The following is a 20,016-nucleotide window of genomic DNA, read 5'->3' as shown; positions in this document are numbered from 1 at the left end:
ATTGGGCGATCAAGCGGCTGGACCAGTCCTAGAGACGAGCCCACCGGGCCGGGATATCGCCCCACTGAACACGGGCTGCGCTGGCGAAGTCGCGTTGGCTGCGAATCTCCTGGAGGCGGGCCTCGAACTGGGTGCGGCGGGTGGCAATGGCCTCTTGCCAGGCGCGGGGAATAGCGCTGTCGTCGAGGTGGTCATGCAGCTCGCCGTCCTGGAAGCTGAAGTTGTCGTTCGTGGGCACCTGGTACGCCTCCATAGCGTAGAGGCTGGCCCCCAGGACAATGAGGTCGCGGTGTATCTCGGGTATGGTCGAGCCGCTGCTATCGAGCTGGTGCCTGGTGGCATAGAAGACACGCATGACAAGCGTGTTGTCACGAGGCAGCTCTGAGCTGGAGAGTTTGAGGGTAAAGCTGGGGGTCTGCGCGGCAGGCTGACCCTGGCCGCTGCCAGCGCTGCCCTGGGGACCGAGATTCCCGCCCGCCGCCAGAGCTGTGCTGCTCTCGAAGAGATTGGAATATTCGGCGAAGTCGCGCTCCAGGGGTGGCCAGAGCATAACGCCGCTGGTGTTCACGGTGGGCGCTGGTGGCCTGCCTGCTAGGAGACTATCGGCTGTCGTGTCAAGGTAGCTGGTGCTGCTATTTTCTGTCAGAGTGGTGAGCAGCAGTAGGGTGCTGCCGCCGGCCTGAGTGCGGTAAAGGTTACGCCCGATGACGTTATGGGGGGAGCTGCTAGCAAAGGTGGGCTGTGTCGGCCCGAGAGGAATGTTACTCAGGTTGACGCTACCGTTGTTCGTCACCGAGACACTGATGATGGGGGAGGGGGTGGTCTCGCCACCTTCGCTCAGGAAGGTGACAGCGTATTGGTAGAGGCCGGAGCTTAGTCCACCGCCGCTGCCAGGGCTGGCACTCATGCTGTCTGGTGGTGGCTGGAAGTAGCTGCCGTAAGCCTGCAGTGGGTAGATGATGCGTTCGATCCACCAGACTGGATAGGCTGGGTTCCACGGTTGCGGATAAGGATAAGTCCGCTGGTAGGGGCGTGTGTTCATATCGCAGTAGCCGATATTGGGATAGTACTGACTGTAGCGGAGGACAGCTTTGTCGATCGCCCGCTCCAGGTCCGCGTTCGACCAGCGCTGATTTGGCCCGGCGGCGTCGAAGAGATCGAGACGCAAGGCATTTTCGATGTCCAGGAGATTCATTTTCTCTGTCAATCCTCCTTGCCGCTTGGCGCTTAGTAGGGCCTGCCCGCGCCGCAGGCGAGGAGGACCTCGTTCAGCAGAGCGGAAGCTGACTGAAGTCGCTCCCCGCGACGCGGTGGGGGCAAGACCTGGACCCCTAGCTGATATAGCCACAGGTGGTGAGTGTGACTGTGCAGGTCGCTCCTACGGCCCGGATGTCGATCTGCCCATTGCTGTCAAGCGGCAGGATAGCCTGGCCCTGCCAGCGCGCTGTTGTGGAGAGCAGGTCGCCGCAGGTGACCGTCTGAGCAAGATTGCCACCGTGGGGGGCAATGTCCAGGTGAGCTGGCTGGCTGCTGGCGCTAAAGGAGATCCTGGCCAGGGTGGCCAGGGCACCAGGGGGGATGCCGCTGCTGCCACCGACCAGTGTGAAGGTAGAGGTAGCTCCATTGCTGATGGCGACGTTATTGATCTGTTGCACGCCGTTGACCAGGGTCAGGCGACCTGGGGGTGGTGTAGGGAGACCGCTGAGGCCGTTGGCATAGGTGGCAATAACCACGGCATCCTGGGGATTGTGTTCGTCGAAGAAGAGCACAGCGCACAAGGCTCCGACCAGGCCGCTGCTCCCGTCGAGGCTATTGGCCACCGGCACGCCTTGAAGCATGTGGGAAGTGGCTTCAAAGAGCAACACCGAGGCCTGATACGTGCCTGGATTGAAGGCCTGAATGATGCCGCGCCTGATGGTTACTCCCATAGCGTTTCTTCTGCTCTCTTTCTGTGGCCAGATGCCTGTAGGTGATGCTCCTTTCAGCTGAGTGAAGGGCTAGGCATCATTGGCTCCCTGGCCGGGCTGTGGAGCTGCGTCGGAAGTGCCGCAGGCGTGGAAGCTGGCCGCCGTGTAGCTTGTACCGAGCAGGGTGTTGAGTGCCGTAGCGATGGTGGCAAAGGTCTGGCTGCCCGATGGGTCGACGCGGCAGAAAATGCCGTCCTGGGGGAGTACTGCATCGCTGGTCGTTTGGAAGATGCACATGGTGCGCGGGTTGAAGTAGCTGCCCGCCGGCACGGTGCTGCCGCCGTTGTAGCGTCCGTAGATGAATTCGAGGATATCCATCATAGTGTACGTTTGCTCCTTTATCCGCTGGGAGATTTGTCCCTATCAACTGCTGAGGCTGACAGTGGGTGCCGGTTAGATTTCGAGCCACTTCAGCATGGCCGCCCAGCTGTTGCTACTTGTTGCCACGTAGAGAGCCAGGCCGTTGCCTGGTGGTAGGATGATCAGGGTGCCGTTGCTAAGGAAATCAATGGTAGTGTTAGAGACCAGTAGCAGGGTATCGAGCTGGCTGCCCACTGGCGTAAGATTATTATTGCTCATGCTGGTGCTGGCCACGCTGGCGGGGCCACCGGCCTTGAGGTTGAGCGGTGTGAGAGTGGTGCCCAGAGCTGGGTCGCTGCTGGTCAAGTTGAGCTGGTGCCAGCTCGATGCGGCCTCGGCCACGCGGGCGGAGAAGACCAGTAGTGTTTTACCGGAGCTGCCCGGATTGAAAAGGCTAAGCCCGGTGGTGGCTGTGGCCGTGCTGGTTTGCTTGCCGGTAGTGACGCTATAGCCCTGGCCGTTACTCAACCACTCATTGAACTGCTGGCGTACGAAGACAGGGTTGCTGACGCTGGGTGCGGCGCCGTTCCACTGAGCGATATTGACCTGGGTACGTCCGGCGCTATCGAGCAGGATAGGAGTATCACCAGCGCTGCTACTCTTGCCGTAATTGGAGACGCGGAGTTCATTGCTGCTGTCCAGGCCCGGGGTGATGCCGCCGATCTGGGCGACGTTGATGGTCTGGTTGGGCACCAGTTGCAGGCGTCCGTTGCCATCGATAGCCAGTAGATTGCCGCCGTTGCCATCGGCCAGTCTAACCTGACCGATCAGATTGCTGCCAGAGGGTAGGGCTGGCAAACTATAGATGTTAACGATCTGGCGTCCGGCGCTATCGAGCAGGATAGGGGTATCGCCTGGAGCGCTATTTTTGCCGTAGAGGCTCACGCCAAGACGGTTGGCGCCAGTACCATCGGCCTGGGGAGCGACGCCGTTCAACTGGTTCAGATTGACGTTCTGCTCGGAGGCGGCGTTGAGGGTAGCAGTCGTTTTCAGATTCCCCTGGGCGTCGAGCTGCAGGGCCTGGCCTAGACCGGCGGGATTCACGCCCCCGATCAGCAACGAGCCGTCGCTGTTGAGGTAGCCTGACATCGGGTCCTGCCTCCTATCTGCCTAGATGCCACGATAGAGACCGCGATAGTCGACGACGGCGCCGCCGTATTCATGGCGGATCTTGTACGAGATGACGTCCTGGGTAAAGTTCAGGCCGTAGAGGGGCTGGTCCTGGATGAAGAGCACGGGATTAACCTGGCCGCCGACGAAGCCAATTTCAATGGTGTCGACCTCACGCGGATCGGCCACCAGGAACCACTGAGTTGGGCTGGTGAGCTGAGGCGAGACGATAGGGGTGACATAGCCCATCATGGGGTTAATGTCGTTGTTCGGCGAGCCAGGGATGCCTGCCGAGCGTGTAGCGATCATGGCGCTCCATTCCAGCTCGGGAGGGACAACCAGGTAGCGCGGGCGCAGTCCGATACGCTTGCCGGCGAAATTGCTCTGTTCGCGCATAGCGGTAACCCCGGTTTGCATAGCAGCAGTCGAGAGGGCGGCGTTGCCGAGGTTGTTGTGCGGGTTGCCCGTTGTAAAGAGCGGGGAGCCGTCGTAAATGGTGGGATTGCCCGAGAGGAAACCGTAGACGAATTCGGCCAGGGTATAGGCCGCGGCAACGGCCAGCTTGGTAGGGATTTGGCGGATGGCCATCAAGTCATCGTTGATGATGGTTTCGCGCGAGATGGTGACCAGGTTACCGCGCTTCATGGGGACGTAGGTGGCAGCAGTATCAGTCAGGCTGAGAGTAGTGTAGGCACTGTCTTCGGCCACGGTCGAGAGGCTGCCAAAGGCGCCCAGGCGCACGCGTGTCTGTTGCTTGAAGTCTCTGATGGGTACAATGGTGCAGAATTTTTGCCACTCTGCTGGCCAGGCCTGGTAGTCTTTGAGGAGGCGCTTGTTCATGGAGGTGCCCAGCAGGTAGCTGAAGGAGGCGGTGGTTGTGTCACCCTCGCTGATGCGCGTCAGGGGGGCGTGCTCTCCGATACGGATCTGACCAAGCAGGCTGCGTTCAGAGAATCCACTGACGCTCGGGTCGCCGGTGACGCGGGCGTAAGCTTCGCGGATGCTGGTGAAGCCGCGGATGTTGCCGAGGCGACTGGTGTCGATCTCCAGCTCGAACATGCGATCGAAGGCAGCCTGGATTTTTTCGGCCTCGGTGATTTGCTCGCCGATCTCGGGGCGGGCGTACCCGTGATCACGCACGAGGCCGATAGCGGCCAGCTCAGCTAGCACGCGGCGTTGTTCGGCGATGGCCTCGTCTAATTCGGTGACCTCGAAGATGCGTCCCTCGTAGCGGCGGCGAAGGTGCTGCTTGACAGCTTCGGGCAGGTGCACCTCCTGCAGGCGTCGCTCCAGGGCGAGGCGGGCACGCTCAAGACGTAACTCTTGCAGCAGGGCGTCCAACGAGGGAGTAGGGCGGGTGGTCTGCTCCTGCTCGCGGATGGAGCCGGGCAGCTCAGGCTGGTTTTGGGGGGTGCTGGTCTGTGCGGTAGCTGGGGAGTTGATTGGGGAGGCGGTGTCGCTCATGTGGTGACCTCTCTGGGGGATGGCCTCGTGAGAAGGACAATAGTCGTGGAGGATGCGGCGGATGCTGCCACCAGCGCTGGGACGGGTGACAATATCGCACGAGTTGAGGGCGCTGATGCTGACCACTTCGCGCAGTGGACGGGCGCCATCCTGGCTCTCGCGCAGCTGCCAGCTGCCGTAGATGTCGATGGAGAGGCCGATCAGACCCGGCTGACCCAGGGCACAGGCTTCACGGATCAGACGCCAGAGCCAATCGGCGGATTCGAGAATGTGCAGAGTGGCGTCGACGCGCCCGGGCTCGCCGGCAGTGGGTGGTACATAGTGCGGAGCACGGTAAAAGCCGGCAATGTCGCGCACGGAGCGGGCAACGCTCTCGCCGTCGCTACGGGCATGATCGACGTAGGCGTGAGCGTTGTCGAGCAGAGCGGCGAGGCGTTGGAGGACGGCCTCATTATAGTAGTAACCGTTAAGACTGGCTCCGCCGCGTATGACGGTGACCAAGACATCGCGGTGCTCATCTTGCGGAAAGGTCTGTCCTTCGCGAATGAATCCCTCGATGTGGATGCGCTCCGCGGGCTGAGCAGGGCTGGGGTAGGCGCTCGGCTCTAGGTCAGCCTGGCTCGGGCTGGTCATGTGGGGAAGCACGGGATGCTCAGCGGTCATGAGGAACCTCCTGGCCGGCCCAGGGAGGCAACCCCTGGCTGAGCGCTAGCAGCAGTGATGCCAGATGGCGCAAGCGGTGAGTCATGCCGTCCTGGGTGGTGCGCGTCTCATCGTAGTGCAGGGCGGGAGGAAGCAACCGGGCATCGGCGCTACGCTGAACCTGGGCGGCTATTTCGGGGCCGAGGGTAGCTGGTGCTTCACCCAGGGTTGGGGCTATCTCTGCCTGTCCCAGAGAGTGCTCGCTGGAGGGAAGGCGCAGGAGATTGGGGGGAAGCAACGGTTCGAGCAGCGTGGGCAAAGGTGGATCGGGCTGATCGGTAGAGGGCAGGTCGAGGGGAGCGGAAGCCGGCTGCGCGAAGAAGAGCACAGAGGGGGTGGCTTTCTCGGGATCGGGGAGCGTCAGCGCGGGCAAGCCGGGAGTATCTGGCGCCAGCGGAGGAAAACGAAAAGCGGGGAACTGATTATCGGTCATGGAGGGTCTCCTTCCTTCCTGGCCGTGGCGGGATAGACAAGTCCACTAGCGTAGGAAGTGAGTGGAATGGGGCGGGCTGCCCTGCCTGGGAGCAGAGAGCCGCCGGCGAGTGGTGACAGAGAAGAAATCAGCGATGCAGCCGCGAAGGTGGGGTGAGTGCTGCTTTGCTGGCACACTCGAGAAAGGACAGATCATGGGTGGGCGCGAGAGGGCACACTCACCATTGCCTTGCCGGAACGTGAAGGGGCACGCCGGAGGCCGTTTCGTGGTTGCATCGTGCGGCGGCAAGCCGGAAAAGCTTACCAAGTGACAAGTATAACTGAGGCTTAGGGAGAAGTCAAGCCTATTCCTGACTGGCTGTTTTGCAGCCCCGCCCTCTCTTCTTGACAGGTTGCTTGTCATACTCTATACTTGGCTTAGCTGGCAGTTTGCCACCTGCCACATCCTCGCCTACTGCGCACGGCTCGGGAGACCGCTGCCTTCGTGTCCCCTGGCCGTGCCGCATCTCACTTCTGGTCTCCGCATCAGACAAAACGCCCTGCTCTGTAGCACGGGCAGGTGTTTATTGTCTCCCATCATCGTCTCAAGAGGAGATCCCGCATGTCACCTCGCTTCTCTTTCCCCGGCTGGCTCCCCAATCGACACGCTTCCTCAACTCAGCGCTCCTGTGCCCTGGCTGTTTCCTCCACCGGTCAATCCCCGGTTCTCAACCGTGTCAGTGAGCAACTCAATCCTACCGCCTTTGCCTCCAGTCCCATGCAAGAAGACTGGTACTGGGGGCGGCTTGCCAGTGGGGCGGAAGAAGACTACTTCTGGCGCCGTCTCTCGGACAACTGGTATCAGAAGGACCCTATTCCCTCCACTTATCTCGAACTCCACAACCAATGCTATGAGGCCTACAATGCCAATCCTCTGGCTTTTGCCATCATCGAAATCACTACCAGCTTTGTCATGGGAAAAGGCGTCACCATAGCCGCGCGCGACCCGCTCGTCCAGCGCGTCCTGCTCGACTTCTGGCATGACCCCGAGAACCAGATGGAGACACGTGTTTATTCCCTTTGTACCGAGCTGGCCCTTTATGGAGAGCAGTTCATCCGTTTCTTTGTCAACCCTTACAATGGACGGGTCACCATTCGCCAGATTGATCCCTCGCTCATCGATGAGATTGAGACCGATCCCGATGACATCGAAAAGCCCTTGCGCTTCCATCGCAGGCCCGTCGGCCCCTCAGCCAGTTTGCCGAACGGCTCCGGCCAGAGCGCTGCACTCTCACCCGGCGCTAAGCCAGCGACGTCTGCCGCTTCTCTTGAGGGACAGTGGTTCAAGGCGGGCGAAGAGGTTGTCCAGTTCGCCATCAATAAGGTCTCCAGCGCTAAGCGCGGCAAGAGCGATCTGGCTACCCTCCTGCCCTGGCTGCGCCGTTACAAGGACTGGCTAACCGATCGCGTGCGCATCAACAAGTACAAGGGAGCGTTTTTGTGGGATGTGCGTTTGCAGGGAGCCGATCGCAAGACCATCGAGCGCAAAAAGATGGAATATAGCTATCCGCCGGAGCCGGGCAGCGTGATCATTCACAACGAGGCTGAGACCTGGTCGGCCATCAAGCCGGAGATCAATGCCAACGAGGCTGCCGAGGATGGACGGGCCATCAAGCTGATGATCGCCGTTGGCGCTCAGCTGCCGGAGCATTACCTGGCTGACGGCACCTACAGCAATCGGGCTACTGCTGCTGAGATGGGCCTGCCCACCCTCCTGAAATTTCAACGCCGGCAATTTGTCATGCGTGCCATGTTGCGCACCATTCTCGACCGCGTCCTGCACGAGGCGTCGCGGGCTGGCACACTGCCCCCGGCGGTCGACAGGCACTATGACATCATCTTCCCCGAAATCGAAGTGGCCGATCATGCTACCCTGGCCAGCGCCGTGCAGATGCTGGTCTCGGCTCTCAGCGCTGCGAAAAGCCAGGGCTGGATCAGCGACGAAACAGCCATGCGGCTCATCTTCCAGTTTGCCGGCGAGGAGATCGATGTTCACGAGGAAAAAGGGCGCATTAGCCATCAGCACGATCAGCTTGCAGAGAAGCCCGGGACCGTCAGCGATTCGGGAAAGAAGTCACAACCCCTGTGAGCCTTAGCTCTTGTCTTGCTGAGCAAAAAGGCTCTCACACTGTCTGCTTGCTGCTCTGCTTAGAGAGCATTGACGCACTTCAGAAAGGAGCCGCGGCCATGTCTCGTGCTAGCCCGCTGCGTCTGCCTCGGCCTGGCCATCGCCGCCTGAAGCAGGTGCCGCCTGCCGTTGTCAGCTCGTCAGCTCACAGCCTACCCTGGTCTGCTAGCCGTCGAAACCTGACCTGTGACGCTCGCCATTACGGCTATCCACTTGCTCGCTCTCACCAAGCTCTCGGCCTCGGCATGCCTGAACCTACTTCTCGGCCCTGGTGGATCGGAGTCGAGAGCGACGACCATGACTGGGAGTACCAGCTTCCCCTTTGAGGGTCGACTTTACCTGCAGGTTGCCTGGCTTCGCCCTGGCAGACAAGGCTAATGCAGCCTTGGAAGAAAGGAGGTCGAGAGATCCATGCCACTTGACGATCGAAAGGCGCAACATCTGCTCCGGCTCATCAACCGCAGCTATGCAGGGCGCCAGCGCAGCCTGGTCGCCGTTGTCCTCAACGCTGGTTGCTACAGCTACCGGCTCATACAAGGCATTATACGTCCCCTGCACTGCCTTGATCCCCAGGTCTATGATAGCAGCGGTCAGCCTCCGCGACCCGAAGCCGACCACTTGCTCATCGCGCCCCTTGGTACCGACTTCAGCGGCGTCGTTTACCTGGCCGATTGCACCGTAGCCAGCGCCGGCGCCGTGGCTGCAGCAACCAAATACGAACTGATCGAGGCTGTGCCTGTGGGCCTGCTGCCCGGGGGAACCCATTTGCGCGTCCCCCTGCGCCGCCTGCGCTGATCAGCCTCCTTACTCTGTGATAGCGGCTGGAGAGAACGGCAAAGAGGTTGTTCCAGGCCCTGCCTTATGGTATGCTCTCGTTAAGAGTAAAAGTGTGTTTCCGGCCTATCAATTCGTTCTCTTCTAAGAGGTACAGGGAGATTCGTATGAAACGTACCTTGTATCGAGCTGGATCAGAAGCAGATGAGGGGAGAGAGCCGATCATGGATGTGGCCTTAACTGTTTATGACTGGATCGGACGGATTCTGGTCATTCCCGCGGTGATCGCCCTGGCTCTCGGTATCTACCAGTGGGCACGGGGTGTATTACCTGCCCTCTACCGTCTGGGATCTGGTTTAGCGCTCAAAGAGATCGCTCTCCTGGCGAAAGGAGACAATGCCAAGAGCATTCGTAGCCTCTTGCTTGATTCGCGCCTCTTCCGCCCACAAAACCTGAAAGATATCACTGCTCCTAAGGATCTGGGAAGCGCTGAACGGGCCAGTGTGTTGCTTGTTTGCTGGGAGGATTGGAAGGACGATATTGATGAAGTTCTGCGTTTCAAGAAGGATCGCATGGCCCTTGTCATTTACGCTCCACCGCAGGCTATTGCTCGCGAGATGCTGGAGAAGCTTGACAGCGTGCGCCATACTATTGTAGCGAACTTCCGGGGACGTCTGCTAAACGACGTTGTGCTATGCCTCGTTACTGCTGGAGAGTAGCAAGAGCCGGCAGTAACGAACCCGCCGCTGTTCCTTCCTCCTGCTTGCTGTCTCTGCGCTGCACTTGCGCCAGAGCCTCCTCCTCATGAGTACCGCTCGCTCAGATCCTTATAGCGTATCAAAGGAGCCATCACTCTTTCTTCTTCAAGGCAGCAAGATGCATATTGGATTGCTCTCGTTCTTCTGGCATCTTCAGCCTGCCCTGTCTGGTTTGGGAGCATGGGAGTAACAAATCGTGCTATGCTAGGCTAGCACCATCCATCATGAACAACTACTAGATAAGTCAGAGTAGGAGGCAGACGATAGGCAGCTCCAGATCGTTTTGCCAAGCTACTTGTATCCAGGGGCAAAGGGCCTCAAGGTCAGATTCAGGAGCTGAGAGTCCCTGCTGGCTTTCTTGCCCAGAGAGGGGATTTTCTCCTTTGGAAGAAAGCCTGGCTCTCTCGTTCTATTACAGAAGGACCGAGGCGTTGTCTTGCCCAGTGCCTGGGAGAAAGACCAGGGGAAGGAGGTCAGAGCCATGCTTAGCAGCTCCACGAGCCGCTTTCGATCTGCGCTGCGCTTAGCGCCAACCGTGCTTGAACGGCGCCTGGAACGGATCACCCTGCTTCTGCTCCTGCTTATAGCCGTTCTCAGCGGCTGGGGTCTCCTCTTCCTTCCCAGAACCATTCCTATCCACTACAGCCTGAGCGGCTCTATTCATCCCGATCTCAATGGCAGCAAGTGGATTCTCGTCCTCTTCTTCCTGCTGGCCCTGGCTCTTTACGGGCTACTCAGCTTGCTCAGTCGTTGCTTGCATGCTTTCCACCATCCCCTGATAACCGTTCCCCAGCGGGTCGAGCGCCGCTATCGACTGGGGCGCTTGCTTCTAGCTGGGCTAAAGCTCTGTCTCAGCGCCCTTCTGGCTTATCTCTCCTGGATGTTTATCCAGGGAGCCATCAGTGGTCTCAATGGCTGGATCTTCCTGGGTTTTCTGCTCTTAGCTGCACTGCCTCCCTTGCTGGTTCTCCTCTATTTCATCCAGCTTCGGCGCCTGTCCTAAGCCTGCTCTGGCTGGTCTAGCACAGCATTGCCTTCCCCTTCTCCTCCTTCTGCCAGAAGCGGTCTGCTCAAGGCAGCAGCCCGCCCGGTGGCAGCGGTTTCAACCAGCGGTCTAAAAACAGATAGGCCGTCTCGCGGGCCTCTGGAGGAAAGACATGGCCGCCCTGGAACACCAGATAGCGAAAGCGCTCTGGTACTCCTAGCTGGATATAAATACTCTGCGCATAGTTCACCATAAAATAGAAACCATCGATCGGAAGCAATGGGTCCTGTTCACCGCCAACCATCATGAACGGTGTTGGAGCCAGCGACCCAAGCAGGTCATCCATATCGGCCACATCGAGCAAGCCTGGAATGCAGTTCACCAGAGGCTGGCTCAGACCATCGCGCAGCAGCGACTTCACCAACGTCAGCCCGCAGGATGCCACGCCGGCCATCACTCTGGCATCGTACCAGGTCAACCAGAGCGCCTCAAGTCCGCCCAGCGAATGCCCAATCACTCCCAGATTCTGCTTGTCTACTTCTGGGAGCGAGCTGAGAAGATCCAGACTGCAAGCCAGGTCATGCAAATACTTCGCCTGCAGCGATGAACCTTTCTGCAAGCGCTTCGTAAACTCAAAGCGCTCATAGTTTTCGCCCATCAGCGCCGTCCGCCGTCGACGGATCTCTTCCGAAGGGCGACGCTCCTCGTAGCAGAGAAGATCGGGGCACAGTACCACATAGCCACGCAGGCAGATCTCGCGCCCGTAATGATACATTGGGTCGCCAGAGATCCCGGCTACTTCTCCTTTCCCCAGCTCACAGCGCTCGCTATCGCGGTGAATGGCCAGAATCGCCGGCCAGCCCTTTTTTGGCTTCTCTCCTTGCGGGCGTAGCAACCAGGCTGGCATGATCTCGCCCGGCTCGACCATGTAGGTGACGCGCGTGCGTGTATACTCGCCCTCATCGACAGGCTCCTCAAAGACTGCCTCCAGAGGCACCTTCGAGGGAAATCTTCCCAGGCGTGCCAGAATCTTCTCTCGCAACAGGCGATTCTCCATCTTTTCTCCTCTCTTTCTACCTGCAAAACCGCACAGCCTGCAACCGGATCAGTGCAGCATTGAGCCATAGCCGGTGGACAGGCGAGGCAGCGGCGCGAGGCGTCTGCTCTCTGCGGACAGTTACCCGCTGTGCGCCCGCAGCGGTCTCTCTCTGGGACACTGTCCCTGACGAATCACAGACAGCTCGCCTGCTACAGGCACGTCCCCACGCAGCGTTTCTCTCACCCTTCCCAAGCCTCTCATTTCTTGTATAGCAGAAAAGATATGAATTGTATGATATGCATATTGTAATGCACTGCTTTAAGAATTGCAAGCCTGGGGTGGCAGTCTCACCGAACTCACCTTGTCAGAGAGCAGCGGCTGCGGTAGTGTATTATCAATGGGGCTGGCCATGAGAAGCAAGCGATGCCAGCCTCAGCTGACCACACCAAGGAGAGACTAGCCATGATGTCTGCTCATGCGCAGACAGCGGGACGGATGGTCGATCTTGCAGCCTTGCCCGAGGGAGCAGAGGCGGCCATCGTCGTAGATAGATTCTGCAAAAGCTATAACGGACGACGTGTCGTTGACGAACTAAGTTTCAGTGTGCGACGGGGAGAAGTCTTTGCCCTCCTGGGGCCTAATGGGGCCGGCAAAACCACTACTGTTGAAACTCTAGAGGGCTACCGTCGCCCCGATGGGGGGAGTGTACGCGTCCTTGGGCTGGACCCGATCCGGGATGCCGCTCGTCTCAAGCCGCTCATTGGCGTCATGCTCCAGCAGGATGGCCTTTATCCCATGCTACGCCCGCGGGAAGTGTTGCGCCTCTTTGCTGGCTACTATCGGCAGCCCCAGCCCATTGATCAGCTCCTAGAACGTGTTGGTATCGACCCTGGCACCAAAACCATCTGTCGCCGGCTTTCTGGCGGTCAGAAGCGTCGCCTGGCCCTCGCTCTGGCCCTCGTCGGCAATCCCCAACTGCTTTTTCTCGACGAGCCTACCGCAGGCATGGACCCCCAGGCTCGCCTAGCCACCTGGGAGATCATTCGCGATCTCAAGGCTCAGGGGGTCACCATCTTGTTGACTACCCACCTGATGGATGAAGCTGAGCGCCTGGCCGACCGCGTGGCCATTATCGATCATGGCCGGCTCATAGCTCTGGACACTCCTGATCGGCTGACTGGCGTTGACAGCGCTACTGTTGTACGCTTTGTCGCTCCTGCCGGCCTCGATAGCCGCGCTCTGGCGGCCTTACCTGGCGTCCAACGCGCCGAGGAAGTGCGCCCCGGCAGCTACCTGCTTGAAACGGCGCCTCAAAGCATGCCCGCGGTCCTGGCTGACCTCACCGCCTGGTTGCGCGATCGCGGCATCACCCTGACTGAATTGCGTGTCGGTCATGGCTCGCTCGAAGAGCTATTCCTGCGCCTGACCGGCTCCGAGATGCGTGAATGAGTAGAAAGGCAGGCCTCAAGCGTCCTTTGTGGAGGTGAACCTATGACAACCATTGCCAATACGGGCCAGAGTGGGCGGGCGCAGCCACAGCCGGCGCAAGCAGCTCCATTCCTCCGTCAGGTTGGGGCCCAGTTCAAAGCTGAGCTTCTGCTGACCTCGCGCCGTGGTGAAAACATTCTCGTCACCCTCATTCTCCCGGTGATTCTCCTGGTCTTTTTTGCCTCGCTCAAGATCATTCCTGTGAGCGCAGGCTCGGTCATCAACTTTCTTTTGCCTGGCATCCTGGCTTTAGCCATCATGGCCTCGGGCATGGTCCATTTGGGCATCTCGACCGCCTACGAGCGGTACTATGGCGTGCTCAAACGCTTAGGAGCGACGCCTCTCCCGCGGAGCGGCCTCATTGCCGCCAAAATTGTCGCGGTGCTGCTGCTAGAAGTGCTGCAGGTCGTCCTGCTAGTGGGCATTGCCTTGCTCTTCTATGGCTGGCGCCCCGTTGGCTCGCCCGGCCTGGCCATTCTGGTGCTGGCTCTGGGAACCATTACCTTTGCTGCTTTGGGGCTGGCAATGGCCGGAAGCTTGCGCGCTGAGACAACCCTGGCAGTGGCCAATGGTCTCTATCTGCTCTTTCTGCTCATTGGGGGCGGTATTCTGCCCCTTGACCACCTACCAGCTCCCCTGGCAGCTCTGGCTCAGTACCTGCCAGCTGCGGCCTTCACTCAGTCGCTGCAAGCTGCTCTGACTGCCGGCGCTCCTTTCCCCGGCGCAGCCCTGCTGACACTGCTGGTCTGGATGATTCTCATCTTGGCGGTGGCCATCAGGACTTTCCGTTGGGAGTAGCGTTATCTGTGGGAATAAATGAAATCATCTCATTGTTTTTGTAAGGTGGAAGCCCCAAAAAGAGGGCATGAGCAGGAGCTTCTCAATAGAGAGGTCAAACGGATCAGCGAAACGGCTGGCGGTCGTCTCTTGACGAGACGATCGTCACGATCCGGAGAAGGAGAAAGGAAAGACGGAGCCAGCCGTGAAGAGCGGCGGAGGCTCACAAGACCCGAAGCGCGGGGAAAATAAGCCTGGCAATCGTGCGAAAGGAGGTGGGCGGCTATGGTCGATATCATCCGCTACGATCCTTTCCGCGAGGTAATCAGCCTGCGGGATGCTATCGATCGGCTCTTTGAGGAGAGCTTTGTGGCGCCTGGCTGGCGCTGGGATGAGGCTTCGGCGACCATTCCCATCAATGTGCGAGAGAATGAGCATGGCTATCAGGTTCAGGCGCAGATCCCTGGCGTGAAGCCTGAGCAGCTGGAGGTGAACGTCACCGGCAACACGCTGACGCTTAAGGCGGAGGTGCCGCGCGAGGAGGTGGAGGAGCAGCGTGGTCAGTGGCATGTGCGGGAGATTCGCAGCGGTAGCTTCGCACGGACGATTACCTTCCCGAAGGACATTGATAGCGGGAAGATCGAGGCCAGGTACGAGAACGGTGTGTTGACCGTGAACGTTCCCTTCGGCGAGGCGAGCAAGCCGAAGAAGATCCGTGTCAAGGCCGCCTGAGCCTGAACGCTGGCTTGTGACGCCCAGACAGACTGAGATCGCAGGAGCTTAGCCGGTACAGGCCACACCCCTCACCGTTTTCTGGCGACGGTGAGGGGTTTTTTTATTTCAGCTCGGGAGCTGACAGGATACCGAACGGTTGCACGTGGTTAGGACCCGCTTTATCACGTCCTCCCCAAAAAAAGACCTGCACAGCCATGACTCCTGATTTGAGGCTGTGCAGGCTTCTGGTGGGAGATACCGACAAAAGGATATCGCTACCGGTGTCCCCGACAGGAATCGAACCTGCGCGCCCGGTTCCGGAGACCGGTGCTCTATCCACTGAGCTACGGGGACCTGCTCCACCGAGGATTATACCATATCTGTCAACGTGGGTCACCATTTCCGCAGGGATATGTCACCGCCACCGCCAGGCTCTGGTGCAGCTCCTTCCCTCGTAGCCTCCCCTCTCACTGGCCGTTCCCGATCAGACGCTTGCCTTTCCCGCCAGGGGCCGTTTCAGCCGGCTTTCCTGGCCAATCCCGCCCCTTGGCCAGCCGCTCTCTTATTTTACTGTTTGCTTCTTAGCTGATTATTTAATCTGTTCACTGCTTCATTAGATTGCCGCATTTAGCTATTGACAGATAAGTAAATGCCGTGTTATTATGCCCCCATATTTTCAGGGCACAGGGAATACGTAGAAAGGGTTGGGACTATGGAAAATAGCCACAAACACCTATCCTCCTCACCTACTCTACCCATTGGCCTTGACGGCCATGCGCGATTCTCCGAAGTTATGACCCCCGCTGCGGAAAACTACGGGCGATGCGAAGAAGAGCTGGTGCTGGCTGAGACACTGAAGCTGCCTGTCCCGGCTGCTCCGCCAACGGTCAGGCAGCGCGTGCTCCGGGCGGTGGCGCTGGTACTCTCTGTGGTGCTGGCGGTGACGCTCTATCTTCTCTGGCAGGAAGCAGCACCTGCCGAGGCGCCTGTGGTATCAGCTCCATCTGGCGGCACAGCGACTGCGCTGACACCGGCTTCAGTAGAGGGTCAGATGCCCCTGGTGACTGCCACAGCGACGGGTGCTCCGGCCACGGCACTGACGCCCACTGCCAGTACCACTGCCAGTATTGAGGTTTATATTGTCGGAGCTGTTCGCCATCCCGGGGTCTATACGCTGCCCGCGGGGGCCCGCGTCTATCAGTTACTGCAGGCTGCAGGCGGCCCCTTGCCCGAGGCCAATCTGGTGGCCCTCAATCTGGCCGCTGTACTCCGCGATGGCGAGGAAATCTATGTGACACGAGTTGGTGAGGCCCCTCCACCCATTGCTGTCAATGGCTCAGCGCAGGAAGGTGCCAGCTCTGTCTCCGGCAGTCCTGCTGCCTCTTCGTCAGCCCTGGTGAATATCAACACTGCCAGCGTCGATGAGCTGCGCCAGCAATTGCATGTCAGTGCAACAACTGCCCAGAATATTGTGAACTATCGTCTCCAGCATGGTTCCTATACGGCAGTCGATCAGCTTCTCCAGGTCGTAAGTCGCTCGATCTACGACCGCATTAAGAATCTGGTGACGATCTGAGCGATGTAGGGCAGAGCAGTGAGGAAAGAGGGGATTGTCATGTCGTTGCTGCTCCTGAGAGAAGCTCTGCTACGGTTGCGGAAGCTGCCACTGATAGTCGCCTGCTCGGGCTGGCTTGCAGGGATACTACTTGCCTATTGGCTGCAGCCTCCCTCGCTCTGGCTCCTGCTGCCACTCCTGGCAACGGTCCTGGCAACCGTTATTGGCTGGCGCCGCTGGGAGATGGCCGGAGAGCTTTTGCTCTTCCTATCAGCGTTGCTTGGTGGTGCCTGGCATATGGCGCTGGCCGACCCTCGTCATGATCCTCAAGCTGTGGTCAGTTTGCTCCATTCCCCTGCAAGGACCAGCGAGATGGTCGTTCGCGGTGAGGTGAGTGCCCCTCCTGCTCTGGAGGGGCATGCCCGTCGCCTCACGGTAAGTGTGGCCGAGGTGAGCAGCGATGGTGGCTTACACTGGCAGCCGCGGCATGGCGAGATCGCTGTCTTCACTTCCGGCACCTTGCTCGATGATCCCTATGGTCCAGCTTACGGCGATGAAGTCCTGCTGCGTGGGCACCTCGTGCCACCAGCCAGCAATGATGCTCCAGATCTGCAGGCGTTGATGGTCTTCCCTCGTCTCTCGGTCAGGCAGCGCGGCGGGAATCCTTTGCTGGCTTTGCTCTATACGCTCCGCTTCCGGCTGGCGGCTTTGATCGCAAGAGCTTTGCCTCAGCCCGAGGCTGCGCTGCTGGTGGCGATCCTGCTCGGCTTACGGACGCCTGCTCTGCAGCCGCTGACACCCCTATTCAATGTGACAGGCACTGCTCATTTGATTGTCCCCAGTGGCTTTAAGGTGACGCTACTCGCCGGACTGATCGCACTGCCACTGCAGCCCCTGGCTCGCCAGAAGCCTGACGATTGGCGCCTCCTGCCGGCTCAACGTCGGCGCTCTCAGCGCTGGCTGTGGCTGCTCTGTCTGCTCCAGCTGCTGACGATTGCGGCCTATACGGTGCTCAGTGGTGCAGGGCCAGCGGCCTTGCGAGCTGGTTTCATGGGGGCGCTCCTGGTTCTGGCCCCCCGCCTGGGGCGCAACTACCATGTATATACTGCTCTGGCGGCGACTGCTCTGGCGATGAGTTTTGTCGATCCGTTTATCCTCTGGGATAGCGGTTTCCAGCTCTCGTTTCTGGGAACATGGGGGATTGTACTCCTGGCTCCCCTCTTTACCCGACCTCTGCTGCGGCTGGCGCATTTCCCGGCTGGTGCGCTGCTGGTGGAGTCGCTGGCGGTCACGCTGGCAGCCCAGATAGCAACCTTGCCGGTCTTCGCTCTAACCTTTGCTCAGCTTTCGTTTGTGGCGCCGTTGGCTAATTTGTTGACGGTTCCTTTGCTGGAGCTGTTGCTCTTGCTGGGCGTGGCGATCTGTCTGCTGGGAGCGGTGGGCTTTCCTCTGGCCGTGGTTGTGGGCTGGCTCGCCTGGTTCCCTCTGCATTATGTAATTGGCGCTGTGGCTCTCTGCGCTCGACTCCCGTTGGCCTGGCTGAGTACGGCTGGCTGGCCGCTTTCGCTTCCGCTGGCCTGGGGCTACTATGCGGTTTTGGCTGGTGCATTGGGACTGGGCTGGCGCTCTTGTCCGTCGTTGTTTGTCTCATCCCCTGAAAATGGCCTCAAGCAGACAGGAACAAATCGATCACTACCGGGGAAGGAGCATGGCCGCTATCGGGGCTTGCTGCTTGGAGGACAGGTAGCCCTGGCGCTCTTGCTCCTGCTGGCGACGGGCCTACGTGCGCTGCTGAGCCAGGAGAGTGCTGGATTGGTGCTGACGCTCTTCTCGTTAGCGTCCCCCTCGGGAAACACTGGTCCTGCGATGCTGGTCCAGATGGCCCGTGGGGGCGTGCTCTTGATCGACGGCGGCCCTGATGCGACGGCCCTCGCTCAGGTACTGGATCACCGCCTGCCTTTGTGGCAACGCCGCATTGACTGGCTGGTGCTGTCTACTCCTTTGCTCTCTCATTTAACAGGCCTCCAGGATGCTGCATCGCGCTTTGAGATCGGCCAGGCCCTGGATGGGGGTGTGCTACACCCAGGGACGGCCTACGCCCTCTGGCGTCGTACCCTCCGGGAAGATGGCGTCCCCTACCAGACGCTCCGTCAAGGCCAAGTACTCTCTCCAGGGCCAAGTCTGCGTCTGGAGGTGCTCTGGCCTCCATCCCCCCTCCACCGTGGAGGCGATGAGGCGCGCAATAACGCTCTGGTCCTGCGCCTGGTTGCTCCGGGTTTGCACCTCTTGCTCCTGGGGGAGGCAGCGCAGAGCGCCTATGCGCTCAGTGGCTTACTAACCGCTGTCGGATCATCCTCTACAGGTCAGGACAATGTGGTGCTGGCCACGCTGACTGCCGGCCAGCAGCCACCCCCCGCTTTCTCTCGCCTGCTGGAGCTGCTGCATCCATCCTTACTGGTGGTGAATGTCACGACTCATCGCTCGCCAGCAGTGGCGCAAAAGCCCGTTGCGGTGAGGACTGGCGAGTGGTCCTTCATTGTCCCTTCTGGCTTGAAGCATAGGTTTTTGCTCAGAGCGCCAGCTGCCTTCACATTGCCGATCGGCCCGACTGGTTGGTCTTTTGGCCTGGCTGCCCCGTGATTGCCGCACTCGCTGAGTCGCGCCTCATTCGACGAGAAGAGATGTCCTGAGATCTACCGTCTCTCGGGCGTCACATTGTAGGAGAAAATGGATGAGGATGAGAAGAGATCGGCTGAAGATCTTTATTTCGGGCAGAATGAGCTGGCGATGAGAAAGGCCCGAACTCTCTGAAGAAGGCTGTTGGGAAACCGTCTTGGTGGGAGGCAAGGATGGCGCTATGTTTGCTACAACTACCGTGCTGAGCTTCTTGCTGTTAGAATCACTGAGGTAAAACAACGGCTTGGATCTCATCAGGCTCATTGGCTCTGCCAGTCCATCTCCTGCTGATATGCGGGGCGGACGGGACAGGCAATAAGCAGCAGCACTATTGCTATAGTGGTTGTCCATGCTATCATAGGGGGAGTCATTGGCAATTAGTCAGGATAGCAAAGGAAGGAGCATCTACGTCTTATGAGCCGCTGTGAACGCTGTGGCTATGATAGCCCCCACCATGTGGCGATCTGTCCCGTCTGCGGCTCGCTGACCACGGTCTCCGGCGACTATACTCCTCCGGCGGGAGGCCCTGAGACGCCAGGAAGCACGAGCGAGCCATTTTCGTACTATAGCCCCAGCGGCTGGCCAGGTTCTAGCCCCGGGTCCTATGCTGATCCTCAGTCTCAGCAGGCTCCCTTGTCCTATACACCCTACTCTTCACCTCAGCAGGTCAATGTGATGGTCGTTCAGCCTCAAAAGGAGGTGGCGCCTCTCATCGTCGAGCTTTTGTTATCTCTTCTTTTGAATATCTACGGCATTGGCTGGCTGATGGTCGGTGAGACCCTTCCTGGGGTGCTACTCCTCGTCGGCAGCATTGTGATTCTCTGGCCACTCCTACTGGTCTCCTTGATCGTCTGGCCGGTATGCTGCGGTTTCAAGCTCTTGCTGATTGTGGGACTGGTGATCAATAGCGTGCTGTTGAATAACTATCTGGATCGCCAGGCTGCTCGTCGCTTAATGCCGATGCCTCCTCCACTGCAGCGCCAGTGGTAGCACAACGAGGTTAGAAAGGAGTATCTCTATCCTCACTTGCATGTGCGGAAGACAAAGA

The 20,016-nt window shown here is 59.4% G+C and carries 18 protein-coding genes and 1 tRNA gene; 11 read left to right on the top strand and 8 right to left on the bottom strand.

What is annotated here, in order from left to right; translation table 11 throughout:
- Positions 1-28 precede the first annotated feature (28 nt).
- The 6 genes from KTAU_RS03090 to KTAU_RS03065 form a co-directional block, all read right to left on the bottom strand.
- A complete protein-coding gene (locus KTAU_RS03090; RefSeq protein ID WP_151726973.1) occupies positions 29-1,195 on the bottom strand; it encodes a hypothetical protein in 1,167 nt (388 codons plus the stop codon).
- 136 nt (positions 1,196-1,331) lie between these two features.
- Entirely contained in the window at positions 1,332-1,928 is a 597-nt protein-coding gene (locus KTAU_RS03085) for a hypothetical protein (protein ID WP_151726972.1), read from the bottom strand.
- A 69-nt stretch (positions 1,929-1,997) separates the two neighbouring features.
- Entirely contained in the window at positions 1,998-2,288 is a 291-nt protein-coding gene (locus KTAU_RS03080) for a hypothetical protein (RefSeq protein WP_151726971.1), read from the bottom strand.
- Between the two features lie 72 nt (positions 2,289-2,360).
- Positions 2,361-3,416: a hypothetical protein gene (locus tag KTAU_RS03075; protein WP_151726970.1), complete on the bottom strand. Its 1,056-nt coding sequence runs from the start codon at positions 3,414-3,416 to the stop codon at positions 2,361-2,363.
- Positions 3,417-3,437: 21 nt separating this feature from the next.
- The gene (locus tag KTAU_RS03070; RefSeq protein WP_151726969.1) at positions 3,438-5,564 is read right to left on the bottom strand and encodes a phage major capsid protein; all 2,127 of its coding nucleotides are present in this window, start codon (positions 5,562-5,564) and stop codon (positions 3,438-3,440) included.
- On the bottom strand, positions 5,554-6,036 hold the full coding sequence (locus KTAU_RS03065; protein ID WP_151726968.1) for a hypothetical protein: 483 nt from the start codon (positions 6,034-6,036) through the stop codon (positions 5,554-5,556). Before KTAU_RS03065 ends, KTAU_RS03070 begins: the two co-directional genes overlap by 11 nt.
- 600 nt (positions 6,037-6,636) lie before the next feature.
- Between KTAU_RS03065 and KTAU_RS03060 the strand changes: the two genes are divergently transcribed.
- The 5 genes from KTAU_RS03060 (at position 6,637) to KTAU_RS03040 (ending at position 10,737) form a co-directional block, all read left to right on the top strand.
- On the top strand, positions 6,637-8,163 hold the full coding sequence (locus KTAU_RS03060; protein ID WP_151726967.1) for a hypothetical protein: 1,527 nt from the start codon (positions 6,637-6,639) through the stop codon (positions 8,161-8,163).
- 98 nt (positions 8,164-8,261) lie between these two features.
- The gene (locus KTAU_RS03055) at positions 8,262-8,528 is read left to right on the top strand and encodes a hypothetical protein (RefSeq protein WP_151726966.1); all 267 of its coding nucleotides are present in this window, start codon (positions 8,262-8,264) and stop codon (positions 8,526-8,528) included.
- Between the two features lie 85 nt (positions 8,529-8,613).
- Positions 8,614-8,997 carry a hypothetical protein gene (locus KTAU_RS03050; RefSeq protein ID WP_151726965.1) on the top strand — a complete coding sequence of 128 codons (384 nt, stop codon included), beginning with the start codon at positions 8,614-8,616 and terminating at the stop codon, positions 8,995-8,997.
- Positions 8,998-9,143: 146 nt separating this feature from the next.
- On the top strand, positions 9,144-9,695 hold the full coding sequence (locus KTAU_RS03045; RefSeq protein WP_151726964.1) for a hypothetical protein: 552 nt from the start codon (positions 9,144-9,146) through the stop codon (positions 9,693-9,695).
- Positions 9,696-10,215: 520 nt separating this feature from the next.
- Positions 10,216-10,737, top strand: a complete 522-nt coding sequence (locus KTAU_RS03040) for a hypothetical protein (protein WP_151726963.1) — start codon at positions 10,216-10,218, stop codon at positions 10,735-10,737.
- 67 nt (positions 10,738-10,804) lie between these two features.
- Here KTAU_RS03040 and KTAU_RS03035 read toward each other — a convergent pair whose 3' ends face one another.
- Positions 10,805-11,776: a dienelactone hydrolase family protein gene (locus tag KTAU_RS03035; protein WP_151726962.1), complete on the bottom strand. Its 972-nt coding sequence runs from the start codon at positions 11,774-11,776 to the stop codon at positions 10,805-10,807.
- 447 nt (positions 11,777-12,223) lie between these two features.
- Between KTAU_RS03035 and KTAU_RS03030 the strand changes: the two genes are divergently transcribed.
- The 3 genes from KTAU_RS03030 to KTAU_RS03020 all read left to right on the top strand — a co-directional run bounded on the left by KTAU_RS03030 (position 12,224) and on the right by KTAU_RS03020 (position 14,755).
- Positions 12,224-13,207, top strand: coding sequence for an ABC transporter ATP-binding protein (locus KTAU_RS03030; RefSeq protein ID WP_151727653.1), 984 nt, complete (start codon positions 12,224-12,226; stop codon positions 13,205-13,207).
- Between the two features lie 42 nt (positions 13,208-13,249).
- On the top strand, positions 13,250-14,044 hold the full coding sequence (locus KTAU_RS03025; RefSeq protein WP_151726961.1) for an ABC transporter permease: 795 nt from the start codon (positions 13,250-13,252) through the stop codon (positions 14,042-14,044).
- 264 nt (positions 14,045-14,308) lie between these two features.
- Positions 14,309-14,755, top strand: coding sequence for an Hsp20/alpha crystallin family protein (locus tag KTAU_RS03020; protein ID WP_151726960.1), 447 nt, complete (start codon positions 14,309-14,311; stop codon positions 14,753-14,755).
- A 264-nt stretch (positions 14,756-15,019) separates the two neighbouring features.
- Here KTAU_RS03020 and KTAU_RS03015 read toward each other — a convergent pair.
- A tRNA-Arg gene (locus tag KTAU_RS03015) sits at positions 15,020-15,091 on the bottom strand.
- 358 nt (positions 15,092-15,449) lie between these two features.
- Here KTAU_RS03015 and KTAU_RS03010 point away from each other — a divergent pair.
- The 3 genes from KTAU_RS03010 (at position 15,450) to KTAU_RS03000 (ending at position 19,958) form a co-directional block, all read left to right on the top strand.
- On the top strand, positions 15,450-16,313 hold the full coding sequence (locus KTAU_RS03010) for a ComEA family DNA-binding protein (RefSeq protein ID WP_170293015.1): 864 nt from the start codon (positions 15,450-15,452) through the stop codon (positions 16,311-16,313).
- Between the two features lie 39 nt (positions 16,314-16,352).
- On the top strand, positions 16,353-18,932 hold the full coding sequence (locus tag KTAU_RS03005) for a ComEC/Rec2 family competence protein (RefSeq protein WP_151726958.1): 2,580 nt from the start codon (positions 16,353-16,355) through the stop codon (positions 18,930-18,932).
- Between the two features lie 450 nt (positions 18,933-19,382).
- Positions 19,383-19,958, top strand: coding sequence for a hypothetical protein (locus KTAU_RS03000; RefSeq protein ID WP_151726957.1), 576 nt, complete (start codon positions 19,383-19,385; stop codon positions 19,956-19,958).
- Positions 19,959-20,016: the final 58 nt, after the last annotated feature.

The sequence above is a fragment of the Thermogemmatispora aurantia genome (assembly GCF_008974285.1).
GTDB classification, from domain to species: Bacteria; Chloroflexota; Ktedonobacteria; order Ktedonobacterales; family Ktedonobacteraceae; genus Thermogemmatispora; species Thermogemmatispora aurantia.
The sequence above is the reverse complement of the archived record's forward strand: the minus strand, read 5'-3'. Positions and strand labels throughout refer to the sequence as shown.

Coding starts and splice junctions, on each gene's coding strand:
- KTAU_RS03090 (WP_151726973.1), bottom strand. CDS start 1,195: ATGAATCTCCTGGACATCGAAAATGCCTTGCGTCTCGATCTCTTCGAC.
- KTAU_RS03085 (WP_151726972.1), bottom strand. CDS start 1,928: ATGGGAGTAACCATCAGGCGCGGCATCATTCAGGCCTTCAATCCAGGC.
- KTAU_RS03080 (WP_151726971.1), bottom strand. CDS start 2,288: ATGATGGATATCCTCGAATTCATCTACGGACGCTACAACGGCGGCAGC.
- KTAU_RS03075 (WP_151726970.1), bottom strand. CDS start 3,416: ATGTCAGGCTACCTCAACAGCGACGGCTCGTTGCTGATCGGGGGCGTG.
- KTAU_RS03070 (WP_151726969.1), bottom strand. CDS start 5,564: ATGACCGCTGAGCATCCCGTGCTTCCCCACATGACCAGCCCGAGCCAG.
- KTAU_RS03065 (WP_151726968.1), bottom strand. CDS start 6,036: ATGACCGATAATCAGTTCCCCGCTTTTCGTTTTCCTCCGCTGGCGCCA.
- KTAU_RS03060 (WP_151726967.1), top strand. CDS start 6,637: ATGTCACCTCGCTTCTCTTTCCCCGGCTGGCTCCCCAATCGACACGCT.
- KTAU_RS03055 (WP_151726966.1), top strand. CDS start 8,262: ATGTCTCGTGCTAGCCCGCTGCGTCTGCCTCGGCCTGGCCATCGCCGC.
- KTAU_RS03050 (WP_151726965.1), top strand. CDS start 8,614: ATGCCACTTGACGATCGAAAGGCGCAACATCTGCTCCGGCTCATCAAC.
- KTAU_RS03045 (WP_151726964.1), top strand. CDS start 9,144: ATGAAACGTACCTTGTATCGAGCTGGATCAGAAGCAGATGAGGGGAGA.
- KTAU_RS03040 (WP_151726963.1), top strand. CDS start 10,216: ATGCTTAGCAGCTCCACGAGCCGCTTTCGATCTGCGCTGCGCTTAGCG.
- KTAU_RS03035 (WP_151726962.1), bottom strand. CDS start 11,776: ATGGAGAATCGCCTGTTGCGAGAGAAGATTCTGGCACGCCTGGGAAGA.
- KTAU_RS03030 (WP_151727653.1), top strand. CDS start 12,224: ATGTCTGCTCATGCGCAGACAGCGGGACGGATGGTCGATCTTGCAGCC.
- KTAU_RS03025 (WP_151726961.1), top strand. CDS start 13,250: ATGACAACCATTGCCAATACGGGCCAGAGTGGGCGGGCGCAGCCACAG.
- KTAU_RS03020 (WP_151726960.1), top strand. CDS start 14,309: ATGGTCGATATCATCCGCTACGATCCTTTCCGCGAGGTAATCAGCCTG.
- KTAU_RS03010 (WP_170293015.1), top strand. CDS start 15,450: ATGGAAAATAGCCACAAACACCTATCCTCCTCACCTACTCTACCCATT.
- KTAU_RS03005 (WP_151726958.1), top strand. CDS start 16,353: ATGTCGTTGCTGCTCCTGAGAGAAGCTCTGCTACGGTTGCGGAAGCTG.
- KTAU_RS03000 (WP_151726957.1), top strand. CDS start 19,383: ATGAGCCGCTGTGAACGCTGTGGCTATGATAGCCCCCACCATGTGGCG.